Origin of the sequence: Microvirga sp. ACRRW, from assembly GCF_022346925.1 — a bacterium.
In the GTDB taxonomy this organism is placed as follows: domain Bacteria; phylum Pseudomonadota; class Alphaproteobacteria; order Rhizobiales; family Beijerinckiaceae; genus Microvirga.
In genome coordinates, this window is record NZ_JAKRNJ010000007.1 from 57,366 (window position 1) to 81,471 (window position 24,106).

Here is a 24,106-nt window from a genome sequence, read left to right on the forward strand (position 1 = left end):
CGGGCCGTTTCCCGTCACGCATCCCTTTGGATAGCCTGCTTAAGGGCAGTCGCCTCGAAAAGGTTTCAACCGTTAGAAGTCACGCGGAATGCGTGGAGAAGGGCATGAACGACGAGGATGGCGACAGAGTTCTTGAAGTCCGGCCGCAATCGCCCGTGAACGACGATCTGGCGCGCGTGATGGATTGGGTCGGCCTGTCGGCAGCCATCGGCATGATCGCGGTCGCCGTCTTCCTCGCGTCGTGACCCGCGTTCGGGAAACCACATTCTCAGACGGCTTCTCGCATCACCGCTTCTCCGCCCGAGCCTCGAGCAATGCGGTGATATCCGATGCGTTCATGGGCTTCGCATAGAAATATCCCTGCGCACTGTGGCACCCCATTCTCCGCAACCTCTGCACCTGCCCTTCCGTTTCCACTCCTTCAGCGGTCACATGCAAGCCAAGACTGTGACCGAGGCCAATGACGGCCGCCACGATGGCGGCGTCGTCCTCATCCTGCTCCAGATCGGCGATGAAGCTGTGGTCGATCTTGATGTGGTCGACGGGGAAATGCTTGAGATGCGTCAGTGATGCGTAACCCGTTCCGAAATCATCCAGCGCAATCTGAACGCCCTGCCAGTGAAACTGCTCCAGCGTTTCCGCCACCAGGCCGAACTGCCCGTCGAGCAGCACCCGCTCCGTCACCTCGATCTCGAGATGCTTTGCAGGAACCTTCACGAGATTCAGAATACGCAGCACATCGTCCGCGAGGTTCGGCTGATTGAATTCCATAGATGAGAGATTGAACGCGACACGGCCGAAATCGTACCCGCCATCCAGCCAGCGGCGCATGTCGGATGCCATCCTGCCAATGAGTCTCTTCCCGAGCAGGGGGGCGAGTTCAGGATCGTCGAAGACCGCACCGAAGGTGGCGGGCGTGAGAATGCCTTTGTTCGGATGTTGCCATCGCGCAAGCGCCTCGAGGCCGACGATCCGGCCGGTCGCGAGACAGATCTTCGGCTGATAGAAGGGAACGAATTCGTTGCGCGAGATCGCCTCGCGCACATCTCGTCCCAGCGCGAGCCGCTGCTCGGTGACCTGCCTCATCTCCGGCGAATAGGTCACGACCCGTCCCCGCCCTTCCGCTTTGGCGCGGTACAAAGCGATGTCGGCATCCTTCAAAAGCTCCGCCGGCTCGGCGTCATGATCCGGGAAAGTCGCCACGCCGATGCTTGCCCGGCTCATGAGGGTTCGGCCCGCATACAGGAAAGGCTGACGCAATTTCTTGATGATGCTCTCGCCAAGGCCGACCGCATGATTCACCTTCGACGGCTCGACGAGCAGAACGGCGAACTCGTCTCCGCCGAGACGCACGACCGTATCCTGCTCGCGCATCATCTTCGTCAACCGGGCCGCCGTCTCTTTCAGAAGCATGTCGCCGGCATCATGCCCGAGCGTGTCGTTGACGTCCTTGAAGTCGTCGAGGTCGATCATCAGCAGGCTGACGCTGCCGCCGTTTCCTTTCGCATCCTTGAGGGCCTGCTCGAGACAGCGCTGAAACAAAACGCGGTTCGGCAGCCCCGTGAGAGCGTCGTGGTTTGCAGCGCGCCAGACCTCCTCTTCCGCCGCCTTGCGATCCGTGATGTCGAAGGTGACGCCGACCACTCGGTTCGGACCCGCGCTTTCACCGCGCGAGGCCAGCCACAGGGTCTTTCCGTTCTCAAGCCGATAACGGAACTCCATGGTGTCGCTGCCCGTCGCATGGATACGATCGATGAAACGGCCCCGCGCGATCTGGTCCTCGAGCGGAACTCTTTCGAAAAACTCGGGCAGAGGACCTGAATCGACGCCGAGCAATTCACGGGAATTGGCAGAGCGCGTAATATAATTCGTTTCGAGATCATGCTCCCAGGCGATCATGCGCCCCGCCTGCATGGCCAGCCGCAATCGCTCCTCGCTGGTCTTCAGTGCATCCTGCGCCTGTCGCCGATCATGAATGTCGGTGATCGTCCCGACCCACTCCCGAACCGATCCGTCGGCATTCGTCAGCGGGACAGCACGGGAGAGCACCCAGCGGTATTCGCCGTTTTTGTGCAGCACGCGGAACTCGGCTTCAATGGATCGTCCGGATGCCAGAGCCTCAGACCATATCTGCATGAGGGGCCCGCGATCCTCCATGTGTACAGCTTGCAGCCAACCATGCCCCTCATACTCTTCCGGCACCTGCCCGCTGAATTCCTCCCATCCCCAGCCTCTCTGGATCGATCCGTCGGGAGCGGCGCGCCAGACCATCTCCGTCATGGCTTTGACGAGCGCGCGATAACGCTGCTCGCTATCGGCGAGAGCCTGTTCGGCCTGCTTCCAGACATGAATATCGGTGTAGGTGCCGACCCAGCGCTCGACCTGGCCCTCCGCATCGCAGACCGGACTGGCGAGGCCCAGCACCCACCGATATTCGCCTGAACGATGAAGAAGCCGATGCTCTATCTTGCAGTCGGACCCGGCTTCGAGCGCATCCTTCCAGATCGCGAGAACCGTCTCCCGGTCGTCGGGGTGGACGAGATCGATCCACTCATCCCCCCTGCCCGAGTCCACGGCAATGCCGGTAAAGTCATGCCAGCGCTTGTTGTGATAATCGTTGTAGCCATCGGCGCGCGCGGACCACACCATCTGCGGCAGCGCATCGAGACCAATGTGAGGCGTGGCGCCGCTTTCGTGCGCAGCTGCATCGGCGCTCCCGCTCCGTTCTACGGGCATCGACGTGCGATCAGCATCGCCGCCTTCGGACGATGGTCCCGAGATCACGAAAAGCCCCCACGCAGAAAATAAAGCAACGTTATAAAAGCAGAAACCGTGTCCGCGAACTCGGACTTGTCACAGCTTCTTTTCAAAGTTGAAGCTCTTCTATGTCGAGCATGTCAACCTTGGCTGCAGAAAATACTTAAAAGCCTAATCGGTGAAGTAACCTCCTTACATTCGGCGGCGAATTGAACCATGAACTCTTGCTTGCCCTGCCGCAGGTCAAGACAACACCCCGCATGCAACATTAGGCGACGCTGAACCGCAGCCTGAGGTTTGCGCCCCTCCCACAGCCCAGAGGGAGAGTTGTCCCAAAATGCCAAGCCGCCGTCACGTCCGGTCAAGCGGCGATGAGGTATTTCTGTATGGTGGCTATCGATCGGTCTCCGCTGCGTACCGGGAATGATGCGCTCTTCGCTTCCGTACCTCGGAGCCTGCGGGACCACGAGCGTGACATTTCAAGAATGCGGTGCCGTCATGAAGGGCGAAGGGCTTCTGAAGAACGAGAGAGCCAGCATTGGCAAAGCAGTCGGCTCCGGCCGCCGGGAGAAAATGAAGCGGCAGGATTTCGAGGACGAGTTGAGACAGCTCCAGGTCGAGCTCGTTCGTCTGCAAAACTGGGTCAAGGCAACCGGAGCCAGGATCATCGTGATCTTCGAGGGCCGTGACACCGCGGGAAAGGGTGGGGTCATCAGCCGGATCACGCAACGCGTGAGCCCCCGGGTGTTCCGCCATGTTGCTCTGCCGGCGCCGACCGAGCGGGAGAAAAGCCAGCTCTATATCCAACGCTACATTGCGCACTTCCCCGCCGCCGGTGAGATCGTGCTGTTCGACCGCTCCTGGTACAACCGCGCCGGTGTCGAACGCGTGATGGGCTTCTGCACGGATGACGAGTACGAGCGGTTCATGCGCCTCGTGCCATCGTTCGAAAAAGAGATCGTCGACAACGGCATCATCCTGCTCAAGTATTTCCTCGACGTCAGCCAGGACGAGCAGCGCAAGCGTTTCGCCGACCGGATCGAGGATCCGATCAAGCATTGGAAGCTCAGCCCGATGGACACCGAATCCGTGCGCCGCTGGTGGGATTACACGCTGGCCTATCAAGACATGATGGAGGCCACGGATACGCCCGCCAATCCGTGGTTCATCGTGCCGTCCGACGACAAGCGCCGCGCGCGCCTGAACCTGATCGCGCATCTGCTCAATGCAATCCCTTACAAGAAGATCAAGGTCGATCTGCCGAAGGTACCCAAAGCCGAGCCGAAGCCCAAGGGTGTCAAGGACGGGCTACCGGCATCACACATCGTGCAGGCACCTTATTAAGACAAAGCCGATGAGGGTAACGCGATGGGCGTACGTGAGGCTGAAAGTCCCGCCGATCGAAACGGGATGTCAGTCGCCCGCATGACCCGCCATGAGATCGAATGGGTGCGCTGGGTTCCTGGATTCAACACGCTCCTTCGATATGAGATCGCATGGCTCGGTCATGATGTGATGGCCGGATTGGTGCTCGCGACCATGCTTGTCCCCGTCGGGATCGCCTATGCCGTAGCATCCGGCCTGCCAGGTATCTGCGGCCTTTACGCCACCATCGTCCCGCTGTTGGTCTATGCTGTGTTCGGGCCGAGCCGTATCCTCGTTCTCGGACCGGACTCCGCTCTTGCTGCCGTCATCCTGGGTGTCGTGCTCCCCTTGTCCGGCGGGGATCCGCAACGCGCTGTCGTCCTGGGCGGCATGATGGCGCTCGTGTCGGGTACGGTGCTGATCCTGGCCGGACTGGCGCGCCTAGGCTTCGTGACCGAGCTCCTGTCCAAGCCGATCCGCTACGGCTACATGAACGGCATCGCCCTAACTGTCCTGATCAGTCAGCTTCCCAAGCTCTTCGGCTTCTCGATCGAGGGTACGGGGCCATTGCGGGAACTGTGGTCGATCGGCGAAGCCGTCCTGGCAGGCAAGACGAATTGGGCGGCTCTTGCAATCGGCTTGGGAGCATTGGCGACCATTCTCTTGCTGCGAGGCAACAGGCGCGTGCCCGGCATCCTGGTCGCCGTCGTCGTCGCCGCTGTGCTTGTTGGCATGTTCGACCTCGCAGAGCGCCACGAGGTCTCGATCCTCGGTTCTCTTCCCCAAGGCCTGCCCCGTTTCGCGGTGCCATGGGTCGGAGCCGATGACGTCCTTCCCGTGCTGATCGGAGGCTGCGCCGTCGCCATGGTGTCCTTTGCCGACACCAGCGTGCTCTCCCGCGCATATGCCGCGCGAACGCGCACCTCGGTCGATCCCAACCAGGAGATGGTGGGACTCGGAGCCGCCAACTTTGCTGCCGGATTCTTTCAAGGCTTTCCGATCAGCAGCAGCAGTTCGCGCACGCCTGTAGCGGAGGCCGCAGGGGCCCGCACGCAACTGACCGGCATCGTCGGTGCTCTCGCCATCGTTCTCCTGCTGCTTCTGGCCCCCGATCTCCTGCAAAACCTGCCGACCTCCGCCCTCGCGGCTGTCGTCATCGCGTCGGCCATCGGGCTGTTTGAGTTTGCAGATCTCAAACGAATCTACCGGATCCAACGCTGGGAGTTTTGGCTCTCGATCGCCTGCTTCGTCGGAGTTGCGGTATTCGGCGCCATTCCGGGGATCGGGTTAGCGATCGTGATCGCCATCATCGAGTTCTTGTGGGACGGATGGCGTCCGTATTCCGCAATCCTTGGACGCCCAGCCGGCGTCGAGGGCTATCACGACATCACGCGTTATCCGGAGGCGCGTCGGATTCCCGGCCTTGTCCTGTTCCGTTGGGATGCGCCCCTGTTCTTCGCCAATGCGGAGCTGTTCCGCGAGCGCGTCCTCGCTGCGGTAGAGGAATCACCGACACCCGTGCGGTGTGTGATTGTCACGGCGGAACCCGTCACAAGCGTCGACGTGACCGCGGCCGATGCCCTCATGGAACTCGACGATGCTTTGCTGGCGCGCGGCATTGAATTGCGGTTCGCCGAACTGAAGGATCCGGTCAAGGACAAGCTGCGGCGCTTCGGATTGTTCGAGCGGTTCGATGAGACGCGGTTCTTCCCCACGATCGACTCAGCTGTCTCGCGCTATCTCGAAACGGCGTGAAGCTGCCTGGTTATCCTGGTCCGGCATTCACGATCCGCCCATGCGTTCATGACTGCGCACGGCCTGCCGCAGCACCTCGAAGATGACCGCCGTCGACCAGCCAAATAGCAATATGCCGTTCATGGCGGCCATCGGACCAAGCAAGCGCCAGCGCTCGACGGGAACAACGTCGCCGTAGCCGAGCGTCGTGTAGTTGACGAAAGCAAAGTACAGAACATCCGTCCCGCCAGGCACCACATCCAAGGCCGTATAGGCAAGCGACCAGGTCATCACCTCGGCGACATGCGCAACCATCAGCACCCCGACGGTTGCGACCATGACCGCGGCAAGCCAGGCCTGAGATCGCCTGCGATGCCACTTCAAGGCGTTACGAGCGGTTCCTACGACTGTCGTCATCACGATGGCATGAATGGCGATGTTGCCCAGGCTGACGATCCCGCCGAGAAGAAGCTGCCGCAACATTTTCAGCGTCCTAAGGCGTTGCCGGGATCAGGTAGAGAATGGCAGCGATGATGAGGTAGAGCGCGAGCAGTTGCGCCCCCCGGAACCAAGTGGAATGGCCCGTCGTGGTCACGGTCGCTCCGAGCAACACTGCCCCGAACAGCATCCACATCTCAGCCTGTGAGAAGGTCAGCTGGAATTGGGGTTGCCCCAGGATTGGCGCAACCAGCACAAGGATCGGCGCCACGAAAAGGGCGATCTGTACGCAGCTTCCCAGAGCGATGCCGATGCTGAGATCCGGACGGTTCGCTCGCCCCATGGCGATGGCCGATCCGGATTCGGCCGCGCCGCCGACGAGCGCGAGCACGATCACGCCCATGAACATCTGCGACATGCCGAGCGAATGCCCAGCCTGTTCGGCCACTCCGACGAGTAGTTCGCTCATCCAGGCTGCGCCGAGCGACGCGATCAGCAAGGTTGTGACGCCCCGTGCGAGGCTAGGATGCTCCTCGGCCTCTTCATGCGAAGCAGGCGCGTTCAGCTCAGTGAAGGTCTCCGGGTGGGTTCGCAGCGAGTAGAGCAGAAACAGCCCGTAGAGGCCCAACAGGACGACCGCCACGACCAGATCCAGGGTCGCGTGCACGCCGAGGTGGGGCTCCGTCTCAAGAGCGCGATGAAACGCGCTCGGAAGCGCCAGGCTGATCCACGCCAACACCATCGTCGAGGAATAGGTGCGGACGGCATTCGGGTTGTACTCCTGGCTGTGATAGCGCAGGCCGCCCAGCAAGAAGGACAGTCCGAGCGCCACCAGAAGATTGGCGAGCAGAGCCCCGACGATGGAGGCGCGCACCATCTCCAGCAGACCAGCCCGGAGGGCAGCCATGGCGATGATCAGCTCCGGCAGGTTCCCGAAGGTGGCGTTGAGCAGACCACCGATCGCGGAACCCGTGTGGGCCGCGACCTGCTCGGTTCCCTGGACGATGAGTTTTGCGAACGGCACGATCGCCAAGGCGGCACAGAAAAACACAACGCCGGCCGGGAGGGTGCCAATGCGGTCGAGAATAGCGGCAGCAGGCGCTAGAACCAGAAGCCACAGGAGAGACGGCCTGAACAGGGATGACCTGCCTAAAGGCGCCAAGGCCATGGATTGTCCGTTGGAATAGGGTTTTTGCGTCATGAGCCCATTATCCCCGTTCCAGCCTACGGCCAACAGATGCTCAACCCTAATCCGGCTTGGGCGCGGTGCTTGATCGGCGGGGACATTCCGTTGACGATTTGGGACACGCGCAACTTGACGCAATCCCGACACAGCCTCGATTCGTTCCCTGCACGAGCGGTGATCAACGATTAGCGGACTTTGATGAACTCAATGCGGTAGATGACATCTTCGCCCGTTGCAGGATCCTTCGATGGCGCGCCACTGATGATGAGATTGTCTCCGTCGAGTTTGAATGGGCGGTTCAGATCGGCTCCTGCCCAGGCTGGGTTCCATGCTGCATCGACATGATGGACAACCTTATCTCCTTCGAGAGTATAGGTCGCGGAATACGCCAGCATCGTATCGAAGAGCCTGATCTTTTCCTCGTCTGTCGGTGCGAGGCCCATGAGGGGCGGACGGTCGCGCTTCAGCACCAAGGCCATCATGCGACCATCGGCATGGTAGGCGATATAGCCGATCGGGTCAGATCCCATGGCGTCCGCGACTTCGCCCGTGGCGAGCACCTTCTTGCGCCAAGAGACCATCTGCCATGTGCCGAGCAGCGCCGAAGCCTCAGGCATAGTCGACCTCCCGGAATGCAGGCCCGATAGAATAGCAGATTTCTCATCACCCGCATTGCCCTAGTGGTCGATCGAGTTGCTCGCGCGAAGCTGTGCCGTCCTTGCGCGAGCGCGTTTCTTGGATTTCTACGGGTGAGATGCAGTCCTGCGCCACACCCTATGGCTACGTCTTCAGAGTTATTCAGTTTCGTCCGCAAGGATGTTAATCTTTGGAGACTGGACATTCCTATGGACGGAGTTTCAATGAAAAAGACGTATACCCACAGTGGGCAAGGATGGGTGCGGAGAGAGGCAGAAAAACATACGAATCCGATCAGTATTCGAAAACGAATTGCTCAGGAGCAAGAGCATCTTCGCGTCTTAACGGGAATGAGTCTCAGCGAAAACGTGGAGAGAGCTTTGCAGGCTCATGCCGAGTTGATTCATGTCCTATCCAAGCGATTGCACCTGCATGAATCTGCTGCCTTAAGGAATATAGCCTCCCACGCATCGACAGCTTGACGGACGTTGGAAGATGGTGGCGCTCCCCTAAGCGGGTTGTCGTTGCGGAGTAAAAAGGAAAGCCGAGAAAGAGGAGAGAAAACGCGAAGGCTCACACAGTTCATGGATAAACTGATCAGGTCGTTATCCGCCGTGAGCCAATCTCCATATTTTATGGTCTAGCGGCAATGGTTTTGCATCGAGGACTGACGAGATGGAAAAGATCATAGCGCTCTCAATTGTTCCGCTCATGATATCCGCATCATGTCTTGCAACCCCAGGCGTCACCACGAGCAGCGTCAATTTTCGCTCAGGGCCGGGCACGCAATTCTCCTCTCTTCGTACGCTTCCAGCCGGCACCGCCATCGACATCGGCGATTGCGAGGATGCTGGAAGCTGGTGTGCCGTCACCGTCGACGGACGCAACGGCTTCGTCAGTGGGCGCTACCTCCAGGAAAACAAGAATTCCGAGGATTGGCCGCGATCCTACGAAACCGGAAAAGGCCGCATGATCCTCTACCAACCGCAATTCACCGAGTGGACCGATTTCAAATCAATCGAGGCGCTGGCGGCGGCTCAGTTCCTGAAAACGCCAGAGGCTACTCCGGTTTTCGGCGTGATCGGGTTGAAGGGGACAACTTCCTATGACGAGGATTCGGACGAGGTCGTGATCACGAATATCACCGTGACCGATCTGAACTTCTCCGGTCTCGGCCGGGAGGATCTGACGACCCTGTCGGTCGAGACAGGAAAGCTTCTGCCGACAGGCCCGATTAAGGTGTCGGAGGCGCGCATAACGGCAAGTCTCGCAGAACAGAAGCGCATGACCGACGTGCAGGGTCTCAAGGCCGATGCTCCGCCGATTTTCGTGTCGACATCTCCCGCACTTCTTTTGCAGACCGATGGCGATCCTGCCTATGCTCCGGTCAAAGGTAAGTCCGGTCTTTCGTTCGTGGTCAATACGAACTGGGATCTCTTCCGTGTCGATGAGGGAGGCGCGCTCTATCTGCGCGATGATACGCATTGGCTGACGGCAGCTGCAATCACGGGACCCTGGACATCGGTATCCCAACTCCCTGACTTGCTGAAGGAGCTGCCTGACGACGGCAACTGGTCGGATGCACGCAGCGCCATGCCGCCCGAGCCCTATGCCGCTGACACCATGCCGAAAGTCATCACCGCGAATAAGCCCTCAGAGCTGATCCTGTTCAACGGCAAGGCTGCGCTCCAGGACGTTCCCGGGACGGCGCTCCAATGGGCATCGAACAGTGAGTCCGATGTCTTTTTCGACAAGAGCGGAAAGCACTGGTACGTGCTCCTGTCCGGGCGCTGGTTCCGCGCTACAACGCTTGATGGCCCATGGACATTCGCCACGCCGGATCTACCTGCGGATTTCCGCAACATCCCTGAAGATGCGCCCTATTATGCCGTGCGCTCATCCGTGCCGGGAACATCTGAGAGCGCCGAGGCGCGGCTGAAAGCCAGCATTCCCACAACGGCGCGTGTCGAGAACGGCTCGATCACTCCAACGATCGCCTATACCGGCGATGCTCAGTTCGCGTCGATCGAGACGACCGATCTTTCCTATGCGACGAACACGACCGAGACCGTAATCAAGGTCGGCGAGCGATACTTCCTGCTGCAGGATGGCGTTTGGTTCGTGGCAGACAATCCAAATGGCCCATGGCAGCTTTCTCGCGAGGTACCGGAAGCGATCTATCAGATCCCGCCATCCTCGCCCGTCTACAACGCCACCTATGTGCGCGTATACGACACCGAACCCGATGCGGTCTGGTACAGCTACACCATGGGTTATCTTTATGGTTTCCCTGCCTGGGGCACCTATGTGTACGGAACAGGCTGGCTCTATCCGCCCTATTGGTACAACTGGGCTGGCTACAATTATCCGATCTATTATCCGCGCCCCTTCACCTGGGGACTTGGGGCCTACTACAATCCTGTCCGTGGCATGTACGGCCGCTATGGCTATGCCTATGGTCCTTATCGGGGGATCGCGGGCGCACGGGCATGGAACCCGCGCACGGATACTTACGCCCGCGCCGGAGCCGCATGGGGACCGCGAGGTTCGGCAGGCTTCGTCGGCGCATACAACCCGCGCACGGATAGGGCTGGATTCGTGGCCGGCGGGCGCAACGTCTATGGCGCCTGGAAATCGGCTGGAGTGAAGCGCGGATCCGAATGGGCGCTCGCGACAGCTCGCGACAACCTGGCGGGTGGCTCATCGCTGCGCTGGAACACGTCCAACGGCCAGGGCTTCATTCGCGAAGGCCGTCGCGGCGACATCTATGCCGGGCGCGACGGTAATGTCTATCGCAATACCGGCGACGGATGGCAGCGCTTCGATGGCGGCTGGCAGGATGTAGGACGGCCGGAGCGCGGAGATCTGCTCCAGCGCGGTGAAGGGCGCGAAGCCCTCTCGCCTGAAGCGCGCGAGCGGTTTCAGGAACGGGGCGGAGGCGAAGCGCTCAGAGGTCTTGCCGGAGCCGGCGCCGCCGGTGCGGCGGGCGCCGCGATCGGTCAGCGCTTGAGCGGCGATAACCAGGCCCACAGGGATATTGCCAACACCAATGCCACCCGCGAGCGCGCACAGCAGCGTCAGACATCTCAGCAGCGCCCGGCGCCACAACAGCGACAAGCCGCGCAGCAGCGCGACACAACGCAGCAGCGCCGCGCAGCGCAGGACCGCCCGCAAGCTCAGCAACGGCCTGCATCGCAACAACGGCAGACAACGAAGCCACGCCCTGCTCAGACGCAACAACGCCCCGCCGCGCAACGCCCGTCGGTTCCGTCGAATGTCACGCATGATGCGCAGGCGCGCTACACCGGCAATCAGCGGCAGATGGCGAGCAGGCAGTACACCAGGCCACCGGCGCAGTTCTCTCCTTCGGCATCCTTCGGACCTTCACGAAGCATGGGACCACGAGGGGGCTTTGGAGGTGGCGGAGGAGGCGGATTCAGGGGCGGCGGCGGCAGAGGTGGTGGCCGCCGCTAAGGGATCGTGCAGACACGATTACTCCTGACGACCATCAGCAGAAGACCGTCCGTGATTGATGCATTCACGGCGCGAACAGGGAACACATCTCTGTGGCCCAAACTGACAAGAAAGTGTCCCAACCCGTCAAGCAAGAGACGGTCCGGTGCCTAAGCTGACTATCAATTGGAGAGGCAGGAGACTGAGATGCGGAAAGGAATGATCGGAGCCTTAGCGGCCCTGTTAATCGTTGGTGCGCCTGCAATCCATGCCCAGCAAACTCCTCCCGCCCCGGGCAGCAGGCCGGGTTCCGGACGACTAGGCCAAGCCGACTTCAAGATGCTGACAGACATTCGGGTCGGCGCCATCAAGGCCGCGCTGCAACTCACGCCGGATCAGGAGAAACTCTGGCCCGCCGTGGAAGAAGCGATCCGCGCCAGGGCAGAGACACGCTATCGTCGTCTCGCCACGCTCGGAGAGCGCATGAGCCAACCGGGAGACGTCGATCCGGTGCAGCTCTACCGCCAGCGCGCCGATGTCCTGACGGAGCGCGCGGCAGGCTTGAGAAAGCTCGCCGATGCCTGGCAACCGCTCTACCAGAGTCTAACGCCCGACCAGAAGACGCGGCTGCGTCTCGTGACAGTGCACGCCATCGAGGGATTCCGAGCCGCGATGGAAAATCGGCGCATGGATTCGGATGACGAAGAAGAGATCGATCTTTGGATTTTCGCTCACTAGGCGCATCGGCGGCGCTCCTAGTGAACCATTCGGATAGCCCAATTGCGGATCAAGGAGATACCATGCGGACGATGATTACTGTGCTTGCGGCAAGTCTTGTACTGACAGGCTGCGTCTCAAGCTCCGGTCCGGGTTCGGTCTCGCAGCCGCCGAACTATGTCTTGTCCCAGGCAACCCAATCACCGGGGATACGCAACGACACCTATGGAGGAGCCGCAATGCCGATGCGAGGCCAGCCTCGCTGACGTAGGCCATCTCTCGCCGGAGAGCTGAAAGCAAGGCGTTACCGACGTCTTCATCGTGCCGGGAGATCGCAGCTTTCCCATCGATTCATGGCCTTAATCTCCGGTTTCATATGCACTCCGTTGTTCCTTCGTTTTGATCGAGAGCAAGGAAAATCCCCATGGTGCGTCTCAACAATTCATGGCTTTGCCCGGGTCGAGGAAGAGAACCGCCAAGCTGCCGCATGCTGATCGAAATGTCCTGATTGACTTGAAACCAGCATCGCGCGGAAGAAGCCTAAAATCTGGAGCAACAGCGGAGGACGCCATGCAAGTCGATGTGCAGCACCCGCGTTTTGAAGAAACAGCAGCCAGGGATCGTGTGTATTCGCCCGACATTCTTCCCTGGATCCAATCACTCCTGGCCATCCTGGCTGATATTGATGTCGCCTATGAGCAGAAGATCGATGCCATCGAACGCAGCACAAGGGATGAACGCCTCAAGCGGGAAATGATCGCTGGGCTTCGGCAACGTCATCGGGAGCGCCGAGCGTTCTATCTAGCCGAGCTGGAAGCAATTCAGAACCAAGTCAGAGCCAGCTTTAGCTGATACGACGCGGTAGGGATCGCATGATTCCAAAAAGGGCGAGACCATGAAGGTGCTCGCGCACTTTGAGATCCCGGTCCTCGTGGTGAGGTAAATCCGGTTCTAGCCCTGGATGGACTGCAGATAGGCAAGCAGGTCGTTGATCTGCGCCGGATCGAGCTGGAATTGGGGCATGGAAGGATGTCCCGTCGTGATGCCTTCCGCAAAAGCTTCCGCCAAATCCTCGATGGGGTAGCGTGTGTGCAGTGTCCGGAATGGTGGCGCCTCGGGGATCGGGCTGTCGCCGAAGCGCCCGATGGCGTGGCATTGGGCGCAGTTCGTCTGCGCAAAGGTCAACCCGCGCTGCGCACGCCCAGACTGAGCCATGGCTGTGGACGCGCCGAGCGTGAGCGCAATGCCGACCAGAGCGAGGTGTTTCATGATCGATGCTCCTCTGCCTTTAAAGCCTCGGCCCGTTTCACGGACACGACCTGAAACGTGTAGGGTTTCTCGTCGTCATCCTGGATGGTGACGTACTCGCCTTGCGCAAAACGATGCTGGTTGAGCCGATAGCCGGCCTCCTCGTCGCCTGGACGATCCTGGTTGTAGTCGATCATCCAGGTCGCTCCGCCGGCTCCGCCCGGCCGGTGGATCAGAACACCGTTCCGCTCTCCCTCGTCGGCCCAGAAGCGGCGGACCCGGCAATAGGACCGTTTATCGGCCCACTCTTCCTGGTCCAGATGTCCCTGCGCATCGAGAGGCGCGGTGATCTCATAGCCGTAGCGCGGGCTGCCTTCGGGAAATTCTCTGCTGCGGGCCAAGTGAAGCGTGACATGATAAAGCACTTTTCCCTCCCAGTTTCGGGGCGCGTCTCAAGCAGACCTCGCTATTGTGGCAAAGCTTAGAGATGTGCCGTTCGACTGCCTTGATCCCGATCAATGTCGCCGGGATGGGATTCAGCCGGTCCTGCTCATTGGGGTTATGCTTCAAAGTCTCCCGGATCGCTGGAGTGCGGCCGCCTGGACCGCCGCGCAACTACGCCCGCGCGTTCCCGAATGCCGTCGATCCGGCGCTGCAAAAGTGCGGGATGGGGTCAGCCCGGTGTCGCGAATGGAGGCCAAACCATCTGACGGGGCCGTGCGTACACGAAGAGCCGTTCAGAACGCTTTTGGTGAGCTTAGTCAGCGCAGCCACCGATGCGGTTTTCCAAATAGCTGGATCCCATCTGCTCCTGTGAGCAGGCGGCCTTGGAAGACGGCTTGCATTGCAAGCCGAAACTTCCAAGATCCTTATCTGGCTGGCGATTTAAGCCGTCTCGTGTCTGTCGCGCATGAGGTATTTCAAGCGCAACACCCACGAAACTAGCCGATCATGCCGAGGGCCTGCATGTAGAGCTCGAGGATCGCCTCTTCTTCCTGGCGCTCGGCGTAATCGCGCTTACGCAGGGACACGATCTTGCGGAGGACCTTGGTGTCGAAGCCGTTGCCCTTGGCCTCGGCATAGACGTCCTTGATGTCGCCCGCGATGCCGGCCTTTTCCTCCTCGAGACGCTCGATGCGCTCGATGAAGGCCTTCAGCTGGTCGGCTGCGACGGATTCGGTATTGAAAGCTGCGTCATCCATGATGAAGCCCCTTGTCTTGATGGCGTTGGCGCCAGTGTTAATCTCAATTTGGTTGAAGCCGGTTTAATGCCCCGGCTTCGATTCCTCAAAGCTCTTCATTTGGACAGGGGACGCCTCTTTCTGGTGGCGCTCCTTCCATTCCTCGTAAGGCATGCCGTAGACGTATTCCCGGCTCTCGTCCTTGGAAAGCGTCACGCCCTTGGCATCGGCGGCGTCTTTCAACCAGTTCGACAGGCAGTTGCGGCAAAAGCCCGCAAGGTTCATGAGGTCGATGTTCTGCACATCCGTCCGCTCACGCAGGTGCTCCAGCAGCCTGCGGAAGGCCGCGGCTTCCAGTTCCGTGCGAGTTCCGGCATCGAGACCCTTCATGGCGCTCTCCTTTACTGCTGGCGCAGACGCTCGCGTGTCCGCGTGCCGAAGACGGCCGGCTTCCTCAAATCCGCTTGCGCAGCAAGGGGCTTGAGCAGCCGGGCGAAGCGCTCGGCCCATTCCTCCGCCCCCTCGTCCGAGGCGATCAGATCCTGCCTGATCTCGATGAGCGCATTGGCGAGGCCCCCGATCGTGGCATGGCGATCGATGGTATCGCCGGCGAGCGCTCCATCATAAGGCTCGTTGTCGCCGACCACGAGTCCTTCCTCGGCCATGAGGCCTTCGAGAAGCGGCTTGGCATAGCGCTCGTCCGCATCCCAAAGGATGCCCACGTGCCAGGGGCGCGGCCAGCCGCGCCAGACCGGCGTGTAGCTGTGCACGGTCACGATGGCCGGCGGATGACCCGCCGCCATAGCCTTGCGGATCGCGTCCGAGATCGCGGCATCGTAAGGATCGTAGAACCGCGCGATGCGGCGCTGCACTTCCCCCTCGTCCACCTTGGCATTGCCCGGCACCACGGCCCCATCCGAGAGGCGCATCACGAGGGTCGGGTCGTCCCGCCCCCGGTTGGGATCGATGATGAGGCGGGAGAATTGGGTGAGGATCGCCGGAGCGTTGAGGCGCCGCGCCAGCGAGCGGGTCACGGCGGCGGCCCCGATGTCATAGGCGATGTGGCGCTGGAATTCGCTTTCCGGCAGGCCGAGATCGCCCAAGTCGGGCGGTACCCCGTTGGAGGCGTGATCGCAGAGAAGGAGAATGCCGGATTCGAGAGCGCCTTCGACGATCTCGACAGGATGGGGCTCAAGGGCGGGTTCAGCGCGCTTGAGCGCAACGGAGGCGGACATGATGAAAGGCTGACAAACAGGACATTGATCGGTGGATGAAAATCCTTACCCTGCGCGCCGAACCGTGACAACGCGACCATCCGCGCAACACTCTCACGAAAGACGAGATGTCCTCCACATCCACACCCGCCAAGCCGGAAACCGGCTTCGCCGCCGCTTTTGCAGCCCTCTGCCTCGGTGCGGTCGCCATGGGCATATCGCCCATCTTCGTGCGCTTCGCCTCTTCGAGCATGGACGGGGCACCAGCCGATGTGGGCCCCTTCGCCAGCGCCTTCTGGCGCGTCACGCTCTGCCTGCCGCTGCTTTATGCCTGGATGCGGATCGAGGAGCGGAAGGCGTCCAAGGATGCGCCGTGCGTGCGGTTCTCTAAAGCCGCCATCCTGGCCGGCATTGTCTTTACCGGCGATCTGCTGTTCTGGCATCTCGCCATTCTCAAGACCACGGTGGCCAACGCCACCTTTTTCGCCACCATGGCCCCGCTTTTCGTGGTGCTGGTCGTGTGGCTCGTGTTCCGGCAGAAGGTCTCGCGCGGCACATTCATCGGCTTAAGCCTTTGCCTTCTCGGCGGTGCGGCTCTGATCGGCCAGAGCATGCAGGCGGACCCCGCCCGTCTGGCGGGCGATTTCTATGGGCTCGCCACGGCCTTCTTCTTCGGCCTCTACTTCATCGCCGCAAGCAAGGCGCGCCGGACGGCGGGCGCGGCGCGGGTCACGTTCGAGGCCAGCCTCATCACCTCGGTCCTTATCCTCATCGTCACGCTCGTCTTCGAGAGCCGCGTGATGCCACAGACCCTGCAGGGAGCGGCGGCGCTCTTCGCCATGTCCTATGTCAGCCACGCAGGGGGCCAGGGCCTGCTTTCCGTCGCATTGGGGAGCCTGCCTGCGGTCTTCTCGTCCCTGGTCATCTTCCTTGAGGCAGTGGCGGCGGCCCTTTTCGGTTGGGTGATTCTGGGCGAGCCGCTCAGTCTGGTCCAGTCGCTGGGCGGCGCCTTGATCCTGCTGGGGATCTGGGTGGCGCGGCCGGCCCCCTAGGAGGCCGGAGGAGCCTCTCCGTACGGATAGGGAAATTGCCGAGGAAGGGCGCCTTCAGGCCACGCCCAAAAATTTTTAGCAGGCTAAATGTCTGTTGTTGATTGTTTTGGCTTGATGCGGTCCGTCTTCTGACAGACAAGGAATCGACATAGTTCTCGAAGCATTGTGCGATTTCATTCCTGACTCTTTGACCGAACCGACATCCATGAAGGCCCTGACCCTCATATCGGCCCCCTGCCGGCAGCGAAGCCTTGCGCTGGCAGCTCTCCTTTTCGGTGGCTTCTTCCTCGCTGCGTCGCCTGCGCGCGCGGACCTGCGCCTGTGCAACATGACGCCCAGCCGCGTCGGCATCGCGCTCGGCTACCGCGATGCGCAGGGATGGGTGACGGAGGGCTGGTGGAACCTGAATGCTCGCGGCTGCGAAACCCTGCTGAAGGGTCAGCTCGGCGGCCGCTTCTATTACATCTATGCCATCGATTACGACCGGGGCGGTGAATGGAGCGGACGCTCCTTCATGTGCACCCGCGAGCGGGAATTCACGATCCGCGGCACGGAAGATTGCCTCGCCCGAGGCTTTGATCGCAGCGGCTTCTTCGAAGTCGATACCGGTGAACAAAAGAGCTGGACGATCCAGCTGACTGACACGAACCGTCCAGGGGGGACACAGCCATGAGACGCTCACGGCGCACGAAAATTCTTGCAACTCTCGGTCCAGCCTCCGAATCCCAGGAGATGATCGAGAAGCTCTTCCAGGCAGGCGCCGACGTCTTCCGCCTGAACATGAGCCATCTTCCGCGTGAAAAGCTGAAAGAGCGCGTGGCGATCCTCCGCGCCGTGGAAGCGAAGTTCAAGCGGCCCATCGCCATTCTTGCAGACCTGCAGGGCCCGAAGCTGCGCGTGGGCGCCTTCGAAGGCGACGGCGTGATGCTGGAGCCCGGCCAGACCTTCACGCTCGATGCGGACACGACGCTCGGCGGCAAGAATCGCGTGCATCTGCCCCATCCGGAAATTCTCTCGTCCCTTGAGCCCGGCCACACCGTTCTCATCGACGACGGCAAGCTGCGCCTTCGCGTCAAAAGCGTGAAGGAAGGCTCCGCCACGACGATTGTGGAAGTCGCGGGCAAGATCTCGAACCGCAAGGGCGTGAGCCTGCCGGACACGACGATCCCCGTCGCCGCCATGACGGACAAGGACCGTTCGGACCTCGAAGCCGCTCTCGATGCGGGCGTCGACTGGATCGCGCTGTCCTTCGTGCAGCGTCCCGAGGACGTCGCCGAGGTGAAGAAGGTGGCGCGGGGCCGCGCGCTCGTCATGTCCAAGCTCGAAAAGCCGCAGGCCATCACGCGTCTCGACGAGATCATGGAGATCTCCGACGCAGTCATGGTGGCCCGCGGCGATCTCGGCGTGGAAATGCCGCTCGAGAAAGTGCCCGGCATCCAGAAGCGCATCGTTCGCGCAGCGCGCCGCCTCGGCAAGCCCGTGGTGGTGGCGACCCAGATGCTCGAATCCATGATCACCTCGCCGGTGCCGACCCGCGCGGAAGTCTCCGACGTGGCGACCGCCGTCTATGACGGCGCGGATGCGGTAATGCTCTCGGCGGAAAGCGCGTCGGGCCAGTATCCCGTCGATGCCGTGGCGACCATGAGCAAGATCGCGGAAGAGGTGGAGCAGGATCAGAACTACTGGTCGATCATGCGCACGCTCAACACGGAACCGGAAGCAACCGGGTCCGACGCAATTGCAGCAGGCGCGCACCAGATCGCCGACACGCTGAACCTCAAGACCATGGCGGCCTGGACCTTCTCGGGCTCCACGGCCTTCCGCATCGCCCGCGAGCGTCCGAACTCCACGCTGATCGCCCTGACGCCGAGCCAGGATACGGCGCGCCGTCTCGCCCTCGTGTGGGGCGTGCACCCGATCCGCACCAAGGATGCGAGCGACATCGACGACATGGCGTTCCGCGCCTGCAAGTTCGCCGTGCGTGAAGGTTATTCGGATGTGGGCGAGCGCATCATCATCGTGGCGGGCATGCCCTTCGGCACGCCGGGCGCCACCAACATGGTGCGCATCGCTTTCATCAGCCAGGAGCACGCCGCTCAGGCGTAAGGCTCCGCAGACACCTCCCTCCCCTTGCGGGGAGGGATTGAGGGCGAGGGTCGCCAGTCAGAGTGTTTCGCTTCATCCTGTGCGTGCACTAGCTCTATCGCGTCATGGCCGCATCTGTTGCGGCCATCCCGTCTTTGAGCAGGCTCAAGGTATGGATGACCGGAACAAGTCCGAGACGGCTCGGATCACCTCAAGGGTGAGGATGCGGGCGCCGGCATCACGCAGCTAGGGCTTCAGGGCCACCAATGTCTTGGGTCTAACTTTCCGTCAATCGCCCCAGGGTCATACCCGCGTGCCAAGAGAGCGCGCTGGCTTGCCGACACGGTCACCTGGTCCTCGTGATTTGGCATGAAAAAGCCGCCCGAAGGCGGCTCTTGTTCGAGTGCTTTCAGCTTTCGCTAAACGACGATTTCGGCGAATTGGCTTTCGCTGTTGTTCCACTTGCCACCGAATGTCTCCGTTCGAAGGTGGCCGAGGGAGATGAACTCGTCATAAACCCGCTGGATCATCAGCGAGTGAGTATCGTCCATGATCAGATGGCAGCGCTTGGAGCGGCGGGCGATGTGGATGCAGTTTGAAATGTCTGTTCGGGCAATGCTCTCGCCGTGCCCGCCATCGACATGAAATACGTCGAACACATCATTCCGATGCGTCGCGATGTTGGGCAGGACCTCCAACGAATTGCCTTTAAGCATCTCAAAGCGGCTGCCGAAAACGCCAGCCAAATACTCGGCACACTTCTCGGTGTACGCATTGCTGCAAATGTCCACACCGACATAATGCAGGCGGGGATTAGCGGCTAACGCGAGGATGGCACTGTGTCCGGCGTTGAACCCGACTTCCAGCAATCGAGACTTGCCCCGCGTGGCTTGGATGAAATTACGCCGCTTGTGCGCTCGTGTCGGATCAGGCGGGCCGCTCAGATCCTGTGTTGCATGATGATAGCAGAGATTGCCCTCAAGCATCGCACCGCTGTCTCGCACAATCCGATTAACGGCCGCGATCCATTCGAGAACCTGCCCAGAAAACTCTTCTGCCCCATTATCGGAAAAGCCGTACATTTCGTCCCCTCATTAGTAATGGGGCTCTACTTACTAGCTTTTATTCGGCAGGGAAAGATCGTCACGAGGGGAGAATCCGCTCAGAAACAGCGCCAATACCTTGGAAGCGGTCGCGAACGATTTGCAATTTCCCGGAGCCGGTCAGCCCTCTCCGCAAGGAGGAGGTATTAAGGGCGGCGCATGGCGCGCCAATCCCTCGGTGAGAGGGTCATGTTTGGAGAACGGGTAAGGCAATCTCTTCCGCCAGTTCCTCGATAGCCGCAAGAATCCGCTGCCCATCCGCGTATTGCGGCATGTGCCCGATGCCCGGCATCAGGATCAGCCTCGCGCCGGGGACCGCATGCACGAAGGCGCGGCTGTGAAGGTCCGTCCAAACGATTTCGTCGCGATCTCCCGCAACCACCACGACCGGCATGCGGATCTCGTGATAGCGCGCGCTCTGCTTTGAGACCGCGTCGTACATGACGGCGAAGTCATGCATGTTGGCCTCATACGCGCGCGGCCTGAAGGCGAGCGGGATGAAGCCTTTTCGCACGATGCCCTTTGGGGCCGGTTGCGGCCAGAATGTCTTTCGCTTCATCCAGGGGCGCAGCACCAGTGTGATGGGCAGCGCCAATGTGCGCATGACGATTACACCAGCCCATGACGCGATGAATCGCTTGAACCAACCGGCATAACCACCCGGCCATGGCGTCGTAATGCCCGCGAGAACGAGGATCGCGCCGGTCACGTCCCGATGATCCAGCGCGAAATGCGGCACGATGGTTCCGGACCAGGAATGCCCGACGATCACGGCGTTCCGCACATCAAGCTTGCGCAGCGCTTCCGCGATGAGTGCTGCCTGCCGCGCAGGCTCAGCTTCGCTTAAACCCGGCTTGCGCTCGCTCCAGCCATGGCCCGGCCTGTCGAAAGCGAGCACCCGGTAGCGCCGCGCCAGATGCGCGCCGAGACCGAGCATGGATTCGACGAGATTGGACGAAGCGCCATGCAGAAGAACGATGGTGCCGTGGGGCGTGCCTTCGGGCCCCACATCCCGATAGTGCAGCCGGCAGCCATCGGCTTCGATGAAGCGGCCTGTGGGCGGATAGCGGCGCGCGATGATCCAGCCGTAAGCATGCGTGAAGATCGCTCCGGCCAAGGCAAGAAGGATGAAAGCTGCCGGAAGGCCGAAGGCGAAACTCATCGTGAACCGGGGGCTAGAGCATTTTTCGGTAGGGCGGATTCCGCAAACGTGGAAGCAGGCTTAGAGGTCCTGCCCGTCTACATCGGGGAGCAGGCGGTTCACAATGGTTTGGACGCTCGATTCCTGCGGGTTGATCTTCAGAACGCGCCGATAGGCTTCGAGCGCGCGCGCCTTGTCGTCGGAGGCCATGAGGATGTGACCCAGCCCAGTCCAGGCGTTGAAGTGACGCGGCTCGATCTTCAGGGCCCGGCTGAGATCGGCCATGGCGCCGACGGGATCGTCGATCTGGTAGAACACAGTCGCCCGGCGGTACCAGGCTTCCGCCCAGTTCGGTTGCAGCGCGAGCACCCGGTCGAGCAGCTCGATGGCGAGCGGGAAGTTTTTTTCCTGGAAAGCCTCAGCGGCACGGGACAGCAGCAGGTCCGCGGTGTCGGAGCCGGAGCGGGCGAAGCGCCGCTCGATCAGTTTGGTGATGCCCTCCGCTTGCTGCTCGGACCCAGCCTTGGACAGGCGTTCGAACAAAGTGTCCAAGGTCACGGGCTTGGGTGCGGGCGGCGGCTCCTTGGCTGGAGCCTCCCGGCCGGGAGCTTTGGGCCGAGCGCCATCCTGCGCATTCACGGAATACGCGGCCAAGCTCAGCGATGCTGTCAACAGGAACGCAAAAAAGCGCATGCCGGGATTTTAGGATCCCGGCATGCGCCGTCAATTCATAAACTTGTGCGCGGCGTTGCCGCAGCGAAAAGGCTCTAAGGCCGCATCGTCTTTTCGGGGAACCGGTGTCCACTTCCCCGGACGATGCTTTTTAGCCCTGACGAGCCTTGTAGCGCTTCTGGGTCTTGTTGATGATGTAGACCCGGCCCTTGCGACGAACCAGCTGGTTGTCGCGGTGACGGCCGCGGATCGACTTCAACGAGTTACGGATCTTCATATCCGGTCTCCTGCGGCCCTTCGGGAAGGCCGGAAAAAAGAAAATGGTGGGCGCGACAGGGATTGAACCTGTGACCCCTACGATGTCAACGTAGTGCTCTCCCGCTGAGCTACGCGCCCGGGAAACGGTGATGTTTGACGTCCCGTCTCGGCTGTGGGGGGCGATATACCCAGAACTGGGCATATGCGCAAGTCATGATTGGCAACCTTTTTAGAGCATCGTGCGGAAAAGTGGTTCCGGTTTTCACTGACGTGGCCCTTCGGGTCCGCACCAGACGATGCTCTCCTTCAAAGAGAAGGCATCGGACCGGTCCGATGCCTTAGGCTGCCATCATTTTCTCGACTTCACTCACCAGATCGCGCAGGTGGAAAGGCTTCGAGAGCACCTTCGCATCCTTCGGAGCCTGGGAATCCGGGTTGAGGGCCACGGCGGCAAAGCCGGTGATGAACATGACCTTCATGTCCGGATCGAGCTCGGTGGCCCGGCGGGCCAGCTCGATGCCGTCCATTTCCGGCATGACGATATCCGTCAGAAGAAGCTCGAAGGGCTCCTCGCGCAGGCGGTTATAGGCGGAAAGGCCGTTGTCGAACGGGGCTACCTCATAGCCTGCGTTCTCCAGCGCCTTCACCAGAAAGCGCCGCATGTCGTTATCGTCTTCAGCAAGGAGGATCTTCATCGGCTGCCAAGCCCCGAATCGTGGCGAATGAAATGATGCCTCTTCATGCCGCCTGAAGGGTAAATAACCCGTGAAAGAAGGACTGAAGCTCTCATGATATTGTCATGGACAGACGCCGCCCGTGCCTTACACTACCGGCAAACGCCGATTTCTTTCCAGAACGACTGATTTTCATGCGGCCAGCCATCGTCGACGAGTTCGATCCCCCCTTTGTCCTCAGCGAGCCCCCGGCGCAGACGATTCCCTTCGTCTTCAACGCTCCTCATGCGGGCGCCGTCTATCCCACCTCTTTCCTCGCCGCCTCGCGCCTCGATTCCGTGGCCCTACGCCGGTCGGAGGATGCCTATGTGGACGAGCTCTTCGCCGCGGTGACGGAGCTGGGCGCGCCCCTGATGGCCGCCCGCTTTCCCAGGGCCTATCTCGACCTCAACCGGGAGCCTTACGAGCTCGATTCCCGCATGTTCGACGGCAGGCTGCCGCCGTTTGCCAATACCCGCTCCATGCGGGTGGCGGGCGGCCTCGGCACGATCCCGCGCATCGTCGCCGATGGACAGGAGATCTATCATTCACGGCTCTCCGTGGATGAGGCGCTGCACCGGATCGAGTGGCTCTACAAGCCCTATCACCGGGCCCTGCGCCAGCTCCTGCGGCGCACGGGCGACCTGTTCGGCCATGCGATCCTCATCGATTGCCATTCCATGCCCTCCTCCAGCGTGAGCCGGGACGATGGGATCAAGGCCGACATCGTTCTGGGGGACCGCTACGGCACCTCCTGCCATCCCCTGCTCATCGACCTCGTGGAAGCGGCCTTGCGGGGACGCGGCTATACGGTGGTGCGCAACAAGCCCTATGCGGGCGGCTTCATCACCGAGCATTACGGGGAGCCCGCCCTTGGCCGGCATGCCTTGCAGGTGGAGATCAACCGGGCGCTCTACATGGACGAGCGCAGCATGGAGAAGAAACCGGGCTTCGAGGTGCTGGCGGACGATCTGGCCCAGGCCTTCATCCAGGTCATCGCCGATCTCGAAGGCGAATTCACGATCAAGCGCATCGCGGCGGAGTAGGCCTCGAAGTCGAGGCCCAGAAAAGAAAAAGGCCGCCGTTGCCAGCAGCCCGAAGTTTAGGGAGGAAACGCCCAAGAAGGGCAGCGAGACGGCGACGCCATCGCCAT

General features: G+C 61.1%; 24 protein-coding genes and 1 tRNA gene. 10 read left to right on the forward strand and 15 right to left on the reverse strand.

What is annotated here, in order from left to right; all coding sequences use genetic code 11:
- Window positions 1–104: 104 nt before the first annotated feature.
- On the forward strand, window positions 105–245 hold the full coding sequence (locus tag MHY87_RS15825; RefSeq protein WP_239353415.1) for a hypothetical protein: 141 nt from the start codon (window positions 105–107) through the stop codon (window positions 243–245).
- A gap of 40 nt (window positions 246–285) precedes the next feature.
- Here MHY87_RS15825 and MHY87_RS15830 read toward each other — a convergent pair whose 3' ends face one another.
- Window positions 286–2,784, reverse strand: coding sequence for an EAL domain-containing protein (locus tag MHY87_RS15830; RefSeq protein WP_239353417.1), 2,499 nt, complete (start codon window positions 2,782–2,784; stop codon window positions 286–288).
- Window positions 2,785–3,330: 546 nt separating this feature from the next.
- Between MHY87_RS15830 and ppk2 the strand changes: the two genes are divergently transcribed.
- Window positions 3,331–4,101, forward strand: coding sequence for a polyphosphate kinase 2 (gene ppk2, locus MHY87_RS15835; RefSeq protein WP_239353546.1), 771 nt, complete (start codon window positions 3,331–3,333; stop codon window positions 4,099–4,101).
- A 66-nt stretch (window positions 4,102–4,167) separates the two neighbouring features.
- Complete coding sequence (locus MHY87_RS15840; protein WP_239353419.1) at window positions 4,168–5,877, forward strand: SulP family inorganic anion transporter; 1,710 nt, start codon at window positions 4,168–4,170, stop codon at window positions 5,875–5,877.
- Between the two features lie 27 nt (window positions 5,878–5,904).
- Here MHY87_RS15840 and MHY87_RS15845 read toward each other — a convergent pair whose 3' ends face one another.
- The 3 genes from MHY87_RS15845 to MHY87_RS15855 form a co-directional block, all read right to left on the reverse strand.
- Window positions 5,905–6,339, reverse strand: a complete 435-nt coding sequence (locus tag MHY87_RS15845) for a potassium channel family protein (protein ID WP_239353421.1) — start codon at window positions 6,337–6,339, stop codon at window positions 5,905–5,907.
- A 10-nt stretch (window positions 6,340–6,349) separates the two neighbouring features.
- Window positions 6,350–7,495 (reverse strand): calcium/proton exchanger, encoded by a 1,146-nt coding sequence (gene cax / locus MHY87_RS15850; RefSeq protein WP_239353423.1) that lies wholly within the window; start codon window positions 7,493–7,495, stop codon window positions 6,350–6,352.
- 170 nt (window positions 7,496–7,665) lie between these two features.
- Complete coding sequence (locus tag MHY87_RS15855) at window positions 7,666–8,097, reverse strand: lipocalin-like domain-containing protein (RefSeq protein WP_239353425.1); 432 nt, start codon at window positions 8,095–8,097, stop codon at window positions 7,666–7,668.
- Window positions 8,098–8,791: 694 nt separating this feature from the next.
- Between MHY87_RS15855 and MHY87_RS15860 the strand changes: the two genes are divergently transcribed.
- The 3 genes from MHY87_RS15860 to MHY87_RS15870 all read left to right on the forward strand — a co-directional run bounded on the left by MHY87_RS15860 (window position 8,792) and on the right by MHY87_RS15870 (window position 13,138).
- Window positions 8,792–11,590 carry an SH3 domain-containing protein gene (locus MHY87_RS15860; protein ID WP_239353427.1) on the forward strand — a complete coding sequence of 933 codons (2,799 nt, stop codon included), beginning with the start codon at window positions 8,792–8,794 and terminating at the stop codon, window positions 11,588–11,590.
- A 318-nt stretch (window positions 11,591–11,908) separates the two neighbouring features.
- Complete coding sequence (locus MHY87_RS15865; protein WP_239353429.1) at window positions 11,909–12,307, forward strand: Spy/CpxP family protein refolding chaperone; 399 nt, start codon at window positions 11,909–11,911, stop codon at window positions 12,305–12,307.
- A 549-nt stretch (window positions 12,308–12,856) separates the two neighbouring features.
- Complete coding sequence (locus MHY87_RS15870; protein WP_239353431.1) at window positions 12,857–13,138, forward strand: hypothetical protein; 282 nt, start codon at window positions 12,857–12,859, stop codon at window positions 13,136–13,138.
- A 99-nt stretch (window positions 13,139–13,237) separates the two neighbouring features.
- Here the strand turns inward: MHY87_RS15870 and MHY87_RS15875 are convergent, their stop codons facing one another.
- The 5 genes from MHY87_RS15875 to MHY87_RS15895 form a co-directional block, all read right to left on the reverse strand.
- The gene (locus MHY87_RS15875) at window positions 13,238–13,555 is read right to left on the reverse strand and encodes a cytochrome c (RefSeq protein WP_239353433.1); all 318 of its coding nucleotides are present in this window, start codon (window positions 13,553–13,555) and stop codon (window positions 13,238–13,240) included.
- Window positions 13,552–13,959 carry a hypothetical protein gene (locus tag MHY87_RS15880; RefSeq protein ID WP_239353434.1) on the reverse strand — a complete coding sequence of 136 codons (408 nt, stop codon included), beginning with the start codon at window positions 13,957–13,959 and terminating at the stop codon, window positions 13,552–13,554. The genes MHY87_RS15875 and MHY87_RS15880 overlap by 4 nt, the downstream gene beginning before the upstream one ends.
- 516 nt (window positions 13,960–14,475) lie before the next feature.
- Window positions 14,476–14,736 (reverse strand): DUF2312 domain-containing protein, encoded by a 261-nt coding sequence (locus tag MHY87_RS15885; protein WP_239353435.1) that lies wholly within the window; start codon window positions 14,734–14,736, stop codon window positions 14,476–14,478.
- A 63-nt stretch (window positions 14,737–14,799) separates the two neighbouring features.
- Complete coding sequence (locus MHY87_RS15890; protein WP_239353436.1) at window positions 14,800–15,105, reverse strand: DUF1244 domain-containing protein; 306 nt, start codon at window positions 15,103–15,105, stop codon at window positions 14,800–14,802.
- A gap of 11 nt (window positions 15,106–15,116) precedes the next feature.
- Window positions 15,117–15,950 carry an N-formylglutamate amidohydrolase gene (locus MHY87_RS15895; protein WP_239353437.1) on the reverse strand — a complete coding sequence of 278 codons (834 nt, stop codon included), beginning with the start codon at window positions 15,948–15,950 and terminating at the stop codon, window positions 15,117–15,119.
- 107 nt (window positions 15,951–16,057) lie between these two features.
- On the opposite strand from MHY87_RS15895, the gene MHY87_RS15900 reads away from it, so the two are divergent.
- From MHY87_RS15900 to pyk, 3 genes are all read left to right on the forward strand, one after another.
- Window positions 16,058–16,981 (forward strand): DMT family transporter, encoded by a 924-nt coding sequence (locus MHY87_RS15900; protein ID WP_239353438.1) that lies wholly within the window; start codon window positions 16,058–16,060, stop codon window positions 16,979–16,981.
- A 205-nt stretch (window positions 16,982–17,186) separates the two neighbouring features.
- Window positions 17,187–17,654, forward strand: coding sequence for a DUF1036 domain-containing protein (locus MHY87_RS15905; RefSeq protein WP_239353439.1), 468 nt, complete (start codon window positions 17,187–17,189; stop codon window positions 17,652–17,654).
- Window positions 17,651–19,087, forward strand: a complete 1,437-nt coding sequence (gene pyk / locus MHY87_RS15910) for a pyruvate kinase (RefSeq protein ID WP_239353440.1) — start codon at window positions 17,651–17,653, stop codon at window positions 19,085–19,087. Before MHY87_RS15905 ends, pyk begins: the two co-directional genes overlap by 4 nt.
- 398 nt (window positions 19,088–19,485) lie before the next feature.
- Here pyk and MHY87_RS15915 read toward each other — a convergent pair whose 3' ends face one another.
- The 6 genes from MHY87_RS15915 to cpdR all read right to left on the reverse strand — a co-directional run bounded on the left by MHY87_RS15915 (window position 19,486) and on the right by cpdR (window position 22,935).
- A complete protein-coding gene (locus MHY87_RS15915) occupies window positions 19,486–20,148 on the reverse strand; it encodes a class I SAM-dependent methyltransferase (RefSeq protein ID WP_239353441.1) in 663 nt (220 codons plus the stop codon).
- Between the two features lie 208 nt (window positions 20,149–20,356).
- Window positions 20,357–21,331 (reverse strand): alpha/beta fold hydrolase, encoded by a 975-nt coding sequence (locus tag MHY87_RS15920; RefSeq protein ID WP_239353442.1) that lies wholly within the window; start codon window positions 21,329–21,331, stop codon window positions 20,357–20,359.
- A gap of 60 nt (window positions 21,332–21,391) precedes the next feature.
- Window positions 21,392–22,003: a tetratricopeptide repeat protein gene (locus MHY87_RS15925; protein WP_239353444.1), complete on the reverse strand. Its 612-nt coding sequence runs from the start codon at window positions 22,001–22,003 to the stop codon at window positions 21,392–21,394.
- A gap of 130 nt (window positions 22,004–22,133) precedes the next feature.
- Complete coding sequence (ykgO, locus tag MHY87_RS15930; protein WP_009763379.1) at window positions 22,134–22,259, reverse strand: type B 50S ribosomal protein L36; 126 nt, start codon at window positions 22,257–22,259, stop codon at window positions 22,134–22,136.
- 44 nt (window positions 22,260–22,303) lie between these two features.
- A tRNA-Val gene (locus MHY87_RS15935) sits at window positions 22,304–22,378 on the reverse strand.
- A 200-nt stretch (window positions 22,379–22,578) separates the two neighbouring features.
- A complete protein-coding gene (gene cpdR, locus MHY87_RS15940) occupies window positions 22,579–22,935 on the reverse strand; it encodes a cell cycle two-component system response regulator CpdR (protein WP_091137443.1) in 357 nt (118 codons plus the stop codon).
- A gap of 173 nt (window positions 22,936–23,108) precedes the next feature.
- Here cpdR and MHY87_RS15945 point away from each other — a divergent pair, with 173 nt between their 5' ends.
- On the forward strand, window positions 23,109–23,999 hold the full coding sequence (locus MHY87_RS15945; protein ID WP_239353446.1) for an N-formylglutamate amidohydrolase: 891 nt from the start codon (window positions 23,109–23,111) through the stop codon (window positions 23,997–23,999).
- Window positions 24,000–24,106: the final 107 nt, after the last annotated feature.

Excerpts from the sequence above, each read along its gene's own strand:
- MHY87_RS15865 (WP_239353429.1), top strand. The coding sequence starts at position 11,909 with ATGCTGACAGACATTCGGGTCGGCGCCATCAAGGCCGCGCTGCAACTC.
- ykgO (WP_009763379.1), bottom strand. The coding sequence starts at position 22,259 with ATGAAGATCCGTAACTCGTTGAAGTCGATCCGCGGCCGTCACCGCGAC.
- MHY87_RS15855 (WP_239353425.1), bottom strand. The coding sequence starts at position 8,097 with ATGCCTGAGGCTTCGGCGCTGCTCGGCACATGGCAGATGGTCTCTTGG.
- MHY87_RS15925 (WP_239353444.1), bottom strand. The coding sequence starts at position 22,003 with ATGCGCTTTTTTGCGTTCCTGTTGACAGCATCGCTGAGCTTGGCCGCG.
- MHY87_RS15840 (WP_239353419.1), top strand. The coding sequence starts at position 4,168 with ATGTCAGTCGCCCGCATGACCCGCCATGAGATCGAATGGGTGCGCTGG.
- MHY87_RS15890 (WP_239353436.1), bottom strand. The coding sequence starts at position 15,105 with ATGAAGGGTCTCGATGCCGGAACTCGCACGGAACTGGAAGCCGCGGCC.
- MHY87_RS15920 (WP_239353442.1), bottom strand. The coding sequence starts at position 21,331 with ATGAGTTTCGCCTTCGGCCTTCCGGCAGCTTTCATCCTTCTTGCCTTG.
- cax (WP_239353423.1), bottom strand. The coding sequence starts at position 7,495 with ATGACGCAAAAACCCTATTCCAACGGACAATCCATGGCCTTGGCGCCT.
- cpdR (WP_091137443.1), bottom strand. The coding sequence starts at position 22,935 with ATGAAGATCCTCCTTGCTGAAGACGATAACGACATGCGGCGCTTTCTG.
- MHY87_RS15915 (WP_239353441.1), bottom strand. The coding sequence starts at position 20,148 with ATGTACGGCTTTTCCGATAATGGGGCAGAAGAGTTTTCTGGGCAGGTT.
- MHY87_RS15900 (WP_239353438.1), top strand. The coding sequence starts at position 16,058 with ATGTCCTCCACATCCACACCCGCCAAGCCGGAAACCGGCTTCGCCGCC.
- pyk (WP_239353440.1), top strand. The coding sequence starts at position 17,651 with ATGAGACGCTCACGGCGCACGAAAATTCTTGCAACTCTCGGTCCAGCC.
- MHY87_RS15905 (WP_239353439.1), top strand. The coding sequence starts at position 17,187 with ATGAAGGCCCTGACCCTCATATCGGCCCCCTGCCGGCAGCGAAGCCTT.
- MHY87_RS15825 (WP_239353415.1), top strand. The coding sequence starts at position 105 with ATGAACGACGAGGATGGCGACAGAGTTCTTGAAGTCCGGCCGCAATCG.
- MHY87_RS15845 (WP_239353421.1), bottom strand. The coding sequence starts at position 6,339 with ATGTTGCGGCAGCTTCTTCTCGGCGGGATCGTCAGCCTGGGCAACATC.
- MHY87_RS15870 (WP_239353431.1), top strand. The coding sequence starts at position 12,857 with ATGCAAGTCGATGTGCAGCACCCGCGTTTTGAAGAAACAGCAGCCAGG.
- MHY87_RS15860 (WP_239353427.1), top strand. The coding sequence starts at position 8,792 with ATGGAAAAGATCATAGCGCTCTCAATTGTTCCGCTCATGATATCCGCA.
- ppk2 (WP_239353546.1), top strand. The coding sequence starts at position 3,331 with ATGAAGCGGCAGGATTTCGAGGACGAGTTGAGACAGCTCCAGGTCGAG.
- MHY87_RS15875 (WP_239353433.1), bottom strand. The coding sequence starts at position 13,555 with ATGAAACACCTCGCTCTGGTCGGCATTGCGCTCACGCTCGGCGCGTCC.
- MHY87_RS15895 (WP_239353437.1), bottom strand. The coding sequence starts at position 15,950 with ATGTCCGCCTCCGTTGCGCTCAAGCGCGCTGAACCCGCCCTTGAGCCC.
- MHY87_RS15885 (WP_239353435.1), bottom strand. The coding sequence starts at position 14,736 with ATGGATGACGCAGCTTTCAATACCGAATCCGTCGCAGCCGACCAGCTG.
- MHY87_RS15945 (WP_239353446.1), top strand. The coding sequence starts at position 23,109 with ATGCGGCCAGCCATCGTCGACGAGTTCGATCCCCCCTTTGTCCTCAGC.